This window comes from Streptomyces sp. 2A115, assembly GCF_052245575.1.
In the GTDB taxonomy this organism is placed as follows: domain Bacteria; phylum Actinomycetota; class Actinomycetes; order Streptomycetales; family Streptomycetaceae; genus Streptomyces.
Window position 1 is genome coordinate 22,152 of record NZ_JBQQCG010000044.1, and the last position, 12,868, is coordinate 35,019.

Consider the following 12,868-nt stretch of genomic DNA (forward strand, 5'->3'; position numbering starts at 1 on the left):
GAACTCACCCAGTGTGCAGGCTCCGTTACGGGACGGCCGCGTCGATCGCCTTCACGATGCGTTTGTCGGAGACGGGGTACGCCGTGCCCAGCGCATGGGCGAAGTAGCTGACGCGGAGTTCCTCGATCATCCAGCGGATGTCCAGGACGGACGAGGGGACGGGGCGGCCCTGCGGCATCTGCTCCAGCAGCCAGGCGTACTCGTCCTGCATCTCGTGGACCTTCTCCATGCGGCTCGTGTCCCTCTGGACGCCGGTCGGCATCTGTTGCAGCCGGCGGTCCGCCGCGACCAGGTACCGCATCAGGTCCGGCAGGCGCCGCAGGCCGGCCTCCGTGACGAAGCCGGGCTTCACGAGGGCGTCCAGCTGGCTCCGTACGTCCGTGAGGTTCGCGAGCAGCACAGGGCTCCGTACGGACTTCAGGCGGCGCTCACAGGCCTGCCAGGCGGCCAGGACCTGCTCCACCTGGCCTACCGTGCGGACCGTCGTGTCCACGATCTCAGCGCGCACCTTGTCGTACAGCTTGCGGTACGACTCCTCGTCCCAGGCCGGGCCGCCGAAGTCCCCGATCAGCTTGTCGGCGGCAGCCATCGCGCAGTCGGCGAACAGCGCCTGGATGGAGCCGTGCGGGTTCGCGGACAGCGCCAGCTTCTGGGCGTTCGTGAGCTTGTCCGACGCGAACTTCGCCGGATTCACCGGGATGTTGCGCAGGATCAGCCGCCGCGTGCCCTTCCACATCGCCTGCTGCTGCTCGGCCTCGGTGTCGAAGAGGCGTACGGAGACGGTGTCGCCGTCGTCGACCAGCGCCGGGTACGCCTTGACCGGCTGGCCCGCACGACGCGTCTCGAAGACGCGGGTGAGCGAGCCGATCGTCCAGTCCGTGAGGCCCTTGCGCTCCAGGGACTCGCCGCCCTCGCGTTCGGCCGTGGCGGCGGCCGCCTGCGAGATGGCCTGGCGGGCCTTCGGTTTCAGCCGCAGCTGCAGCGCCTCCAGGTCCTTGTCCTCGGCCAGATTGCGCCGCCGCTCGTCGACGATCCGGAAAGTGATCCTCAAGTGGTCGGGGACCCTGGACCAGTCGAAGTCGTCGGCCGTCAACGGGACACCGACCATGCGCTTCAGCTCGCGCGCCATCGTCGTCGTCAGCGGCTCCTGGAGGGGTTCCGCCCGCGCCAGGAACTTCTGCGCGAAGTTGGGCGCCGGCACGTAGTTCCGGCGGATCGGCTTCGGGAGGGAGCGGATCAGCTCCGTGACGACCTCTTCCCGCAGGCCCGGGATCTGCCAGTCGAAGCCCTCGTCCGTGACCTGGTTCAGGACCTGGAGCGGGATGTGGACCGTCACGCCGTCCGCGTCGGCGCCCGGCTCGAACTGGTAGGTGACGCGGAACTTGAGGCGGCCCTGGCGCCACGAGTCGGGGTAGTCGTCCTTGCTTACGTCCCCTGCCCGCTCGTTGATGAGCATCGAGCGCTCGAAGTCGAGGAGTTCGGGCTCCTCGTGGCGTTTGTGCTTCCACCAGGAGTCGAAGTGCGCGCCCGACACGACGTGTTCGGGTACCCGCTGGTCGTAGAAGTCGAAGAGGGTCTCGTCGTCGACGAGGATGTCGCGGCGCCGGGCGCGGTGCTCCAGCTCCTCCACCTCGGTGAGGAGTCTGCGGTTGTCGGCGAAGAACTTGTGGTGCGTACGCCAGTCGCCCTCGACGAGCGCGTTGCGGATGAACAGCTCGCGGGACGTCTCCGGGTCGACACGCCCGTAGTTGACCTTCCGCTGGGCGATGATCGGCACGCCGTACAGCGTGACCTTCTCGTACGCCATCACCGCGGCCTGGTCCTTCTCCCAGTGCGGTTCGCTGTACGTGCGCTTCAGCAGGTGCTCCGCGAGGGGCTCGACCCACTCGGGTTCGATCTTCGCGTTGACGCGGGCCCAGAGGCGGGAGGTCTCGACGAGTTCGGCGGACATCACGAAACGCGGGGGCTTCTTGAAGAGCGCCGAGCCGGGGAAGATCGCGAACTTGGCGCTCCGTGCGCCCAGATACTCGTTCTTCGCCCCCTCCTTCACGTCCTTCATGCCGATGTGCGACAGCAACCCGGCGAGGAGCGAGAGGTGGACCTGCTGCTCGGGGGCGGAAGCACCCGCCGAAGGCTCCTCCAGATGGAGGCCCATCTGCTTGGCGACGGTACGGAGCTGGGAGTAGATGTCCTGCCACTCGCGGATCCGCAGGAAGTTCAGATACTCCTGCTTGCACATGCGGCGGAAGGACGACGAGCCCCGCTCCTTCTGCTGCTCGCGCACGTACCGCCAGAGGTTGAGGAAGGCGAGGAAGTCGGACGTCTCGTCCTTGAAGCGGGCGTGCTGCTGGTCTGCCTGCGTCTGCTTGTCGGCCGGGCGCTCGCGCGGGTCCTGGATGGAGAGCGCGGCCGCGATCACCATGACCTCGCGGACACAGCCGTTCTTGTCGGCCTCCAGGACCATCCGGGCCAGGCGTGGATCGACGGGCAGCTGGGCGAGCTTTCGGCCCGTGTCGGTGAGGCGCTTGCGTGTGTCCTTCTGGGAGGGGTCCAACGCGCCCAGTTCCTGGAGGAGTTGGACGCCGTCACGGATGTTGCGGTGGTCCGGTGGATCGATGAACGGGAACTTCTCGATGTCGCCCAGGCCGGCCGCGGTCATCTGGAGAATGACGGAGGCCAGGTTCGTACGGAGGATCTCGGCGTCGGTGAACTCGGGCCGGGCGAGGAAGTCCTCTTCGCTGTAGAGCCGGATGCAGATGCCGTCGCTGGTCCGTCCGCAACGGCCCTTGCGCTGGTTGGCGCTCGCCTGGGAGACCGCCTCGATCGGGAGGCGCTGGACCTTCGTACGGTGGCTGTATCTGGAGATGCGGGCGGTGCCCGGGTCGATGACGTACTTGATGCCCGGGACGGTCAGCGACGTCTCGGCGACGTTCGTGGCCAGAACGATCCTGCGGCCCGTGTGCTGCTGGAAGACGCGGTGCTGCTCCGCGTGCGAGAGACGGGCGTAGAGGGGCAGGACCTCTGTGAACCGGTAGTTCTTCTTGGTGAGTGCGTCGGCCGTGTCCCGGATCTCCCGCTCGCCCGAGAGGAAGACGAGGATGTCGCCCTTGCCCTCGGCCTGGAGCTCCTCGACGGCGTCCGTGATCGCGGTGATCTGGTCGCGGTCGGAATCGTCGCCCTCCTCTTCGAGAAGGGGGCGGTAGCGTACCTCCACGGGGTACGTACGACCGCTGACCTCGACGATGGGCGCGTCCCCGAAGTGCCGGGAGAACCGCTGCGGATCGATGGTCGCGGACGTGATGACGACTTTCAGATCCGGCCGCTTGGGTAGGAGCTGAGCGAGATATCCCAGCAGGAAGTCGATGTTCAGGGACCGCTCGTGGGCCTCGTCGATGATGATCGTGTCGTAGGCGCGCAGCTCGCGGTCCGTCTGGATCTCGGCGAGCAGGATGCCGTCCGTCATGAGCTTCACGAACGTGCCGTCCGGGTTCACCTGGTCGGTGAAGCGCACCTTCCAGCCGACGGCCTCGCCCAGCGGCGTGTCCAGCTCCTCGGCGACGCGCTCGGCGACGGTACGGGCGGCGATGCGGCGGGGCTGGGTGTGCCCGATCATGCCGCGGACGCCACGACCGAGTTCGAGACAGATCTTGGGGATCTGAGTCGTCTTACCGGACCCGGTCTCACCTGCGACGATGACGACCTGGTGAGCACGGATGGCGTCCGCGATGTCGTCCTTCTTCTGGCTGACGGGCAGCTGCTCGGGGTACGAGACGGCGGGCACGCGGCCGCGCCGCTCGGCCATGCGGACCTCGCCCTTGGCCACCTCCGCCTCGATCTCGGCGAGCACGGCGGCCCGGGCCTCGGGCTTACGGATCCGGCGCGCGCCCTCGAGCCTGCGCCCGAGCCGGTGCGCGTCGCGCAGGGACAGCTCGGCCAGACGGGGGGCGAGATCGCCGAAGGCGGGGGCGGGGGCGGGATGCGTAGACATACGCGGTCCAGGATCTCACCTCGGGGAAACAAGGTGCGAACGCTTTTGCGCAGGGACCTGCGGATGGCCGCCCACGCGGGCCGGGCACGGCGAAGGCCCCGTCCATCTGGGCGGGGCCTTCGGGTTGTGGCTGGGGCCGGGATCGAACCGGCGACCTATCGCTTTTCAGGCGATCGCTCGTACCAACTGAGCTACCCAGCCACGCGATCCGCTTTCGCGGATCGCAGCGGTCCTGACGGGATTTGAACCCGCGGCCTCCACCTTGACAGGGTGGCGAGCACTCCAAACTGCTCCACAGGACCAAGCTTTTGTGTGTGACGCGTAAGACAGTGTCGCACACGGTTTTGCGTGTCCCCAACGGGATTCTTTGCTCTCCGCCACCGTCCCGCTGGAGCGCCGACGACACCGAGAAGATGGTTCTCGATGATCGTGGAGGTGCTTGTCAGCTGGGGTGACGTCGCTGGAGCAGCGTATCAGAGGAAGGGCTACGGCCCGAAAACGAGCAGGGTGGGGGCACTACGCCGCCACCGTCCCGGGTGCCCCGCAGAGCGGCGGTTCCGTCACCTCACTATGGAGTGGGCTCGTCGTCTCCCGCGAGATCGGCGCCGTCGGCGGCAAGCCGCTGATCGCGTTCACCAGCGCCGGCGCGGGACCAGCGCGACGCGCCGTACGAGAACCTCGCAAGGAACCGTACGTGGCCTGGTCGAGGCCGTCGCGGGCGGCGTACTCCCATTCGGTCTCGGTGGGCAGCCGTCCGCCGGCCCACTCGGCGAACGCCTTGGCGTCTGACCAGCCGGCGTGGGTGACGGGATGGTCCCAGCGGCCCTCGATGTCGCTGCTGGGCCCCTCCGGGGTGCGCCAGGTGGCTCCCCGCACGCCGCACCACCACGGGGTGGCATCGGGGCGGGGAGACGCGTCTCAAGTTGACGACGTGGGCGTCGATGGCGAACGCGTCCACGGCCACCTCACGGATGGGGCCCTCCCGGTCACCGGGGTGCGCGTCCTCGGTGCCCATACGGAAGGTTCCGGCGGGCAGGGCGACGTGGGTGTCGTAGCCGGGCGGCCGGGTGCGGGCGGCGTGAGCGCGAGGGCGAGCCGACCCGCGTCGACGGCATCGGCGTCGGCGCGGGAGGGGCACAGCGGGAGAAGTCGGCGCGGCCCGCGCTCGGTGGGCTGCTCATCGCGTACCGCCGGCCGGCGTCGGGGCATCTGTACCGGCGGGCGTCGAGGAGCCCGCGCCGCCGGGCTTCTCCGTCTCGAACGACGACAGGGTGGTGTCGTGGTCGGTCGGCACGTCGTACATGGGTGTCATCCAGTGGAAGAAATTGTCGCCTCGGTCCCGTAGCAGGCGGTACAGGCGGTGCATCAACTGTGTGCGTACGTGTCGGAGTTCGGGGTGTTCGTAGCGGTTGAGGAGCTCGTGCGGGTCGGTCCGCAGGTCGTACAGCTCGTTGCGCGACTCGGGGTTGACGACCAGCTTGTAGCGCCGGGTGCGCAGCATGCGCTGCGGGTACGGGAAGTGGTGGCCGTGGTACTCGGCCAGGTGGTGCTCGTCCCAGGCCGGCCGTTCGCCGCGGGCAAGGGGCAGCAGGCTGCGGCTGTCGACGGCCGGGGCGGGGTCGCTGCCGGCGAGTTCCAGGATGGTCGCCGTGTAGTCGGTGAGGGAGACGAACTCCTCGCGCACCTGGCCGGGTACGGCGCCCGGCACCCGCAGCAGCCCGGGGATGCGGTAGATGTCCTCGTACATGGCGGGGCCCTTGTCGTGCAGCCGGTGGGCGCCGGTGAACTCGCCGTGGTCGGCGGTGAAGCACACCGCGGTGCGCTCGTCGAGGCCCAACTCCCGTACGGCGTCGAGGATGCGGCCGATCTGCTCGTCGATGAGCGTGACGTACCCCCAGTAGACGGCGATGAGTTTGCGGCTGTCCTCGATCGGCATGGTGTCGAACGCCCACAGCTTGCTGTAGTTGCGCTGCACCGGTGGCTTGTCCGCGAAGGTCTCGCCGATGGAGGCGGGCAGCTCCACCAGGTCCGGGTCGTACAGGTCGAAGTACTCGTCGGGGAGGATGTACGGCAGGTGCGGGCCGAAGAAGTGGGTGGCGAGGAAGAACGGGGCGCCCTCCCCGGCCTGCTCGTGCCCGGCGAAGCGGTGGAGCATCTCGATCGTGCGCGTGGCCAGGTAGTACTCGAAGGTGGCCTCGACGGGCTGGTGCAGCCGGGCCGCCAGGAGGTTGCCGGGGCTGCCGTTGGGGGTCGTGCCGCGCATCCGGTCGCTGATGGCGTACTCGGGCAGGCCGTTCTCCTTGAGGTAGGCCAGGTAGTCGGGGTGATCGACGGGGTTGTGCCAGCCGGCGAGGTCCGGGCCCTGGAAGCCGTAGTCGGCGGCGGTGCGCCGGACGCCGCCGTGCCACTTGCCGAGCAGGCCCAGGTTGTAACCCTCGCCGCGCAGTCGCTCGGCGAAGGTGAACTGGCCGTCGGCCAGGTCCTCCAAGTAGCCCACGTTGCGCTCGTAGTTGGCGAGCAGCTTGTGCCGGAAGGGTGCCGCGCCGGTCAGCAGGCTGGCCCGGGCCGGGGTGCAGATGGCGGTCGGCGTGTAGCAGCTGTCGAAGCGGGTGCCCTGCGTGGCGAGGCGGTCCAGGTTGGGGGTGCGCACGTGCGGGTTGCCGTAGGCGCCGATGGTGTCGACGCGATGCTGGTCGGTCATGAGGAAGAGCATGTTGTGGCGCACGGCGGTGCCTTTCGAGTCGTACGGACGGGTCGTACGGACGGATCGCATTGCCTGGCGAGCCGTAAGGACGCGGCCCCGGAGGACGCGTTCGCCCCCTACTCGCCCCGCGCCTTCTCGTAGAGCTCGCCCGCGTAGTACTCGCCCGGATCGGGGTTCTCGTCCAGCTGCTCGTTGCGTACGAAGAAGTCACCGAGTGTCTTCAGCCACTTGTCCACCTCACCGCTCTTCGACTTGGCCGCCAGGTCCGCGGTGGAGAGGGTCTGGACGTGGGAGGCGTCGGCCTTCGTCTGGGCCTCGGAGACCTCCAGCAGCTTCGCGGTGAGCGCGATGGTCTCCTCGGGGTGTGCCTGGCGCCAGTCGTTGGCCTGCTGCAGCACCTCGACCACCTTGCTGTTCTTCTCTTCCGGCACCTTGTTGCCGGCGACGAACGCGGTGGGGAAGGAATCCCCGGTGTCCTTGGTGCTGGCGACCTCCACCAGGTCCGGCACCTTCTTCTTGATGGTGTCGATGGCCGGATAGAAGAAGCCGGCGCCGTCGATCTTCCCGGAGGAGAAGGCGGAGACGATCGTGGACGGATCCATGTTGACCTTGGAGATGTCCTTGTCGGTCATCCCGGCCTCCTCCAGCGCGATGTTGAGGATCATGTCGCCGGAAGTGCCCTCGGGCACGCCTATCCGCTTGCCCTTGAGGTCCTTCATGGACTCCATCCCGGGCTGGCCTATGACCCGGTCGGCGTACGTGAGCGTATTGATGGCGATGATCTTGGACTGGCCGGAGGCGGGCAGCCACATGGCGCCGGGGCCGATGTAGCCGTAGTCGAGGTCGCCGGCACTGAGCGCCTGGATCTGCACCGGGCCGTTGTTGAACGACTTCACGTCCGCGGTCAGCCCGGCCTTCTTCCACAGCTCCTGCTTCTCGGCGATCGCCAGCAGACTGGCCCCGTTGTAGTCGCCTATGTAGCCGAACCTGACTGTGGAGTCGTCACCGGAAACGCTCCCGGAACACGCGCTCACGGAAAGCGACATGACGAATACGGCTGGTAGCGCCGTGAGGGCGTGCCTGACTGTGCTTCGGGGCATGGTGGAGGAATCCTCTCGGTGCAGTGCGAGGCAGTACGAGGCAGTACGAGGGCGGGTAGCGGAAAGCCGTCGGGCGGTTACGCAGCCGAGGCGGCTTCGTCCTGGTGGTAGACGGACGTCCAGACTTCGTTGCGGACGCGGCGGAACTCCGCGGACAGCCGGATCTCCTCCGTGCGCGGATAGGGCAGGTCCACGTCGATGACGCGGTGGACGCGCCCGGGGCCGGCCGCCATGACGACGACACGGTTGGCCAGGTAGACGGCCTCGTCCACGTCATGGGTGATGAACAGCACGGTCCGCTTCTCCTGGCTCCAGGTCCCCAGCAGCTGGTCCTGCAACTGCACCCGGGTGAGCGCGTCGAGAGCACCGAACGGCTCGTCCATCAGCAGCACTTGAGGGTCCACCGCGTACGCGCGGGCGATGGCGCAGCGCTGCTTCATGCCGCCGGACAGCGTCTTGGGCAGGGCATCGGCGAACTCACCGAGTCCGACGAGGGCGATGGCCTCGTCCGCGCGCCGCCTGCGCTCGTCGGCGGGTACGGAGGCGAGTTTGAGCCCGAACTCCACGTTCTGGCGCACGGTCAGCCAGGGGAACAGGGCGTACTGCTGGAAGATCACACCCCGGTCGGGGCCGGGACCCGACACCGGCTTCCCGTCGACCAGGACGCTGCCCGAGTCGGGCGCCTGCAGTCCCGCGGCCATGCTCATCAGCGTGGACTTGCCGCAGCCGGACGGGCCCACGACTGTGACGAACTCCTGGTCCGCGATGTCCAGGTCCACCCCGCCGAGTGCCGTGAAGGTGGCGCCCTTCAGCGGGAAGGTCTTCACCACGCCACGGAAACTGATCCTGCTGTTCATCGTCGCTCCTGCCAGCCGGTGAGGCGTCGCTCGGCCAGCAGCAACAGCCGGTCCATGACGAGCCCGAGCACTCCGATGGTGATCAGCGATACGAAGATCGCGTCCATGTCGAACCAGGTGGCCGCCTTCTGCATCCGGTAGCCCAACCCCTCCTGCGCACCGATGAGTTCGGCGGCGACCACGGTGGCCCAGGACGCGCCGAGACCGATCCGCATGCCGACGAGGATGAACGGGGTGGACGCCGGCACGACCACCTTGGCGAAGATGACGCGGTCCGAAGCGCCCAGCACCCGGGCGGCGTTGATCAGCGTCTTGTCCACGTCGACGACGCCCTGGAAGGAGGCCACGACGCAGGCCATGAACGAGGCCAGACAGATCACGGCGATCTTCGGCACCTCGCCGATACCGAGCAGCACCACGGCCAGCGGGATCAGCGCGAGCGGCGGGATGGTGCGGAAGAACTGGATGTATGGCTCGACCACGGCGCGCACAGTCGGGTACCAGCCCATGAGGAAGCCGACCGGGACCGCCACGACCACGCCGAGGGCGTAGCCGATGAAGACCCGGCGCAGGCTGGCGACCGTATCGGACGCCAGCGTGCCGTCGGCGATCATGGTGCCCGCCTTGCTCGCCACCGCCGCCGGTGTGGGCAGGTTCTCGACCAGTCCAAGGGCGGCCACGACGGCCCAGGCGCCGACACCCGCCGCGAGCGCCAGGCCGCCCAGGACCAGTGGTCGGACGGTACGACGCGGTTGCTGCTGCCGCTGCGCGGGGGCGGCGGCCTTGTCGAGAGGGGTGATCACAGCCATGGGTTCCTCACTGGTGGACTCATGCGTTCTCCTCGGAGACGGGCTGCGGGTAGTGGGTGAGCAGGGGGGTTTCATGGAGTACGAGGGCGATGCCGCCCAGTGCGCTGCCGGCCTCGCCGAGCGTGGCGCGCCGTACGTCCACGTGGTGGCGGGCAAGCGGCATCAGGTGCTGCCGCAGGGCCTGTTCGACCGGTTCGAGCAGGGCGTCGCCGGCCTGGGCCAGTTCGCCGCCGACGACGATGACGCCCGGGCCGACGGCGTGGCAGATCGCGGCCAGTACGCCGCCGACCTCGCTGCCGACGCGGGCAAGGACCTCGAGGGCGGGCGGGTCGGCTGCCGTTGCGGCGTCCAGGAACTGCGCGGGGCTGTCCGCCCCGCCGCCCGCCGCCCGGTAGCGGCGCAGTACCGCGTCGAGTGAGGCGAGGGTCTCCAGGCAGCCGGTCTTGCCGCACTCGCACCGCTCGCCGGCCGGGTCCACGGTGATGTGCCCGAACTCGCCGGACAGTCCGTGCCTGCCCCGGTGCAGCGCGCCGCCCACGACGAGGCCGCCGCCCACACCGTGCGACAGCCTCAGGTAGAGCACGTCGCTGCTGTCCGCCGCCGCGCCCCACACCGCTTCGGCGAGCGCGGCGAGGCGGGTGTTGTTGTCGAGCAGCACCGGCACCCCGAACCGCTTGCGCAGCAGGTCCGGCAGACCGTCGATGCCCTGCGCGTGGGCGCTCTCGCTGCCGGGGTCGGTGGTCGGTCCGACCACGCCGACGCCGATCGCACGGAGCGCGCCGAGATGGACGGCCTGTGCCCGCCCTGAGCCGTCGGATCCCGATTCCGGTCCCGGCGCACCGGTGGTCAGCGAGTCGAGCAGCCGTACGGCGATGTCCACCCGCTCGGGCCAGGACAGGTCCGCCGCATGCCCCTCGCCGGCCGAACCGACCACTTCGTGGGCGAGGTTGACCGCGGCGACATGCACGGCACGGCGCGCGAAGTCGATGCCCACCGCCTCACCGGCGGCCGGGTTGAGGCTGAGCTTCTCCACCGGGCGCCCCCGCTTGCGCGCCTCGACGTACGGCGTGCCGACGACCACCGCACCGCTGGTCACCAGGCCGGCGACTATGTCGTAGAGCGTGGTGCGGGAGAGCCCGCTGCGGGTGCCCATCTCGGCACGGCTCAGCGGACCGTACTTGCGGAGCAGTTCGAGAACGGATTGCTCATGGCTGCGCCGGAGCCGTGTCAGCGGACCGTCGTGTGGGTGCATGCCGGACAGCATGTGAGCGCCGAATATTTTCGTCAATGAGTCGGACGAAATCACTTCGCCGCCCCCATCCTCCAGGGGCAGTCGACCTCCACGCCTGTGAACTGGGGTTACTTGGAAAGCCTAGGCCGCCACCCGGATCGTAACGCTTCGATAACGCATGACGGTTGGAGTCGCCCCGGCTGAAGCCGCGCCCCCGGAACACCCGATCCGGATTAATTTTCCGGGCTGTTGACGAAATCCGGCGGCCGTTCGCATCCTGGGCGTCATGCCGTCACCCGGGCGGCCCGACGAGGGAGGACATGGCTGATGATCAACAACACGAACGGGCCGCCCATCGGCCGGAGAGCCCTGCTGGCAGGTGCCGGCACCCTGGGAGTGGCGGCGGCGCTGCCCACGACCTCCGTACGGGCGGACCCGGCGACGCGACGGGGACAAGCCGCGGCATACCCGGCGAACTGGCCCGACCCCGAACCGTACGGCCTCGCCGACCCCCGCCCGGACCTCTGGCCGCGCGACGACAACTCCCTCGTCCTCCCGCTCGAACTGCGCCCCCGGGACAAGGAGCGCGGCGTGGTCTGGATGCGGGACACCTACGTCAACTGCTTCGTCGTCGGGGGCCGTCCGCTCTACGTCGCCACGGGCACCACCCGGGCGCCGGGCCTCGACGTCGCCGGCCCGTGGAACGACGGCATCTTCGTGTGGGTGTCACGGTCGCTGCGCGGACCGTGGCGGCTGGCCGACACCACCGGAATCCGCCCGGGCGCCGCCAAGGGCAAGGTGTGGTCGCCCGAGTTCGTGGGCGAGAACCGGCCCGGGCGCACGGTCGTCGCCCCCTGGCAGCAGTACTGGCACGACGACGAGTTCGGCAAGCGCGGCGAGGTGTGGGCGCCGGAGGTGCACTACGTCCGCGGCCGCTGGTACATCGTCGCGTGCATGGGCGACCACTCCCGCAAGGTCGGCTCTTTCCTGCTGGTGAGCGAGGGCGGGGTCGCGGGCCCGTACCGGCTCGCCGAGGGCAACCTCGCCAAGCCGTTCGGCGAATCGCTCACCGGCGGGCCGCCGTTTATCGCGCCCGGCGCGTACCACCACATCGACGGCAGCATCTACGCCGAGGGCGACGACGCCTGGCTCGTGCTGCACAACGACCTGTACGCCAAGTTCCGTGACGACATGGAGGACATCGTCCCCACCACGGACCTCCCGGAGTTCCGGCAGTCGCCCTACTCTCCGGAGCCGTACCTCGAAGGCGCGTACGTCTTCAAGCACGGCGGCAGGTACTACCTCCTCCACGCCGCCTGGAACCGCTCGTCCGTCGCCCCGGACGAGAGCACGCGCTACGCCTACGACCCGCCGGGCACCGGCCGCACGCAATACCAGTACGACGCGGTCGTCGCCGTCGCCGACCGCTTCGAGGGCCCGTACTCCCGGCGGTGGACCGCGGGCGTCGGTGCGGGCCACAACAACTTCTTCGCCGACCACGCGGGTGGCCTCTGGGCCACGTTCTTCCGCAACCCGACCGCCGGATACTGGTCCCACCCGTCCCGCATCGCGAACGCCGCCGTCCCCGGCGTGGTCCGCCTGGAGTGGACAGGACCGGAGGGCAACCGCCTCTACGTCCGGCGCAGGTAACAGAACCAACCGGCCGACGGCTGACCGTGCGGCGGGCGCATGACCCATCAAGAGGCACCGCAGCCCGGCACCACGGATCGAAGCTTCCCCGGCAGAGGCAGAGGCAGAGGAAGTGGAGTTTGTGGAGAAGCAGCAGGTGCGAATGGCGGTGAAGGCACTCGCCTGGCAGCTGTTCAAAGCGCTCACCTGCGACTTCGTGAGCCGCGGTGCTACAGGAAACACAGAACGCGACACAAAAACGCGTTCAGTAAATCGCAAGGCGAATACGTGTGCCCTGACCTGCAATAACGCAGAGTAGCTGGTGCCCCCAACGGGATTCGAACCCGTGCTACCGCCTTGAAAGGGCGGCGTCCTAGGCCGCTAGACGATGAGGGCGGACGGCCAATACTGCTGCTTCATCGGTGCGTCCCCAAGAGGAGGGGACGTGAGAAGCATGTGACTCCGCTTTCCCCCGAAGGGTTCCGCTTCTCCCGCGTCCCTGTCGGAACTCAGGACGGTCAAGCCCTGACCGCTGCCCGTGGGCACGACG

General features: G+C 68.8%; 7 protein-coding genes, 3 tRNA genes and 1 pseudogene. 1 reads left to right on the plus strand and 10 read right to left on the minus strand.

The window, feature by feature from the left end; translation table 11 throughout:
• Window positions 1–25: 25 nt before the first annotated feature.
• The 9 genes and pseudogenes from hrpA to ACTWQR_RS31855 form a co-directional block, all read right to left on the minus strand.
• Window positions 26–3,988, minus strand: coding sequence for an ATP-dependent RNA helicase HrpA (gene hrpA / locus ACTWQR_RS31815; protein ID WP_443230664.1), 3,963 nt, complete (start codon window positions 3,986–3,988; stop codon window positions 26–28).
• 127 nt (window positions 3,989–4,115) lie between these two features.
• Window positions 4,116–4,189, minus strand: a tRNA-Phe gene (locus ACTWQR_RS31820).
• A gap of 26 nt (window positions 4,190–4,215) precedes the next feature.
• Window positions 4,216–4,290: transfer RNA gene (locus tag ACTWQR_RS31825), tRNA-Asp, on the minus strand.
• A gap of 388 nt (window positions 4,291–4,678) precedes the next feature.
• A pseudogene (locus ACTWQR_RS31830) lies at window positions 4,679–5,126 on the minus strand (SUMF1/EgtB/PvdO family nonheme iron enzyme); the annotation flags it as partial.
• A 39-nt stretch (window positions 5,127–5,165) separates the two neighbouring features.
• The gene (locus ACTWQR_RS31835) at window positions 5,166–6,701 is read right to left on the minus strand and encodes a sulfatase-like hydrolase/transferase (RefSeq protein ID WP_443230738.1); all 1,536 of its coding nucleotides are present in this window, start codon (window positions 6,699–6,701) and stop codon (window positions 5,166–5,168) included.
• A gap of 107 nt (window positions 6,702–6,808) precedes the next feature.
• A complete protein-coding gene (locus ACTWQR_RS31840; RefSeq protein WP_443230665.1) occupies window positions 6,809–7,792 on the minus strand; it encodes an aliphatic sulfonate ABC transporter substrate-binding protein in 984 nt (327 codons plus the stop codon).
• 77 nt (window positions 7,793–7,869) lie between these two features.
• Complete coding sequence (locus ACTWQR_RS31845; RefSeq protein ID WP_443230666.1) at window positions 7,870–8,649, minus strand: ABC transporter ATP-binding protein; 780 nt, start codon at window positions 8,647–8,649, stop codon at window positions 7,870–7,872.
• Window positions 8,646–9,458: an ABC transporter permease gene (locus ACTWQR_RS31850; protein WP_443230667.1), complete on the minus strand. Its 813-nt coding sequence runs from the start codon at window positions 9,456–9,458 to the stop codon at window positions 8,646–8,648. The genes ACTWQR_RS31845 and ACTWQR_RS31850 overlap by 4 nt, the downstream gene beginning before the upstream one ends.
• A gap of 19 nt (window positions 9,459–9,477) precedes the next feature.
• A complete protein-coding gene (locus tag ACTWQR_RS31855; protein ID WP_443230739.1) occupies window positions 9,478–10,722 on the minus strand; it encodes an ROK family protein in 1,245 nt (414 codons plus the stop codon).
• A 294-nt stretch (window positions 10,723–11,016) separates the two neighbouring features.
• Here ACTWQR_RS31855 and ACTWQR_RS31860 point away from each other — a divergent pair, with 294 nt between their 5' ends.
• On the plus strand, window positions 11,017–12,339 hold the full coding sequence (locus ACTWQR_RS31860) for a family 43 glycosylhydrolase (RefSeq protein WP_443230668.1): 1,323 nt from the start codon (window positions 11,017–11,019) through the stop codon (window positions 12,337–12,339).
• A 299-nt stretch (window positions 12,340–12,638) separates the two neighbouring features.
• On the opposite strand, the gene ACTWQR_RS31865 is transcribed toward ACTWQR_RS31860, so the two are convergent.
• Window positions 12,639–12,714, minus strand: a tRNA-Glu gene (locus ACTWQR_RS31865).
• Window positions 12,715–12,868 lie beyond the last annotated feature (154 nt).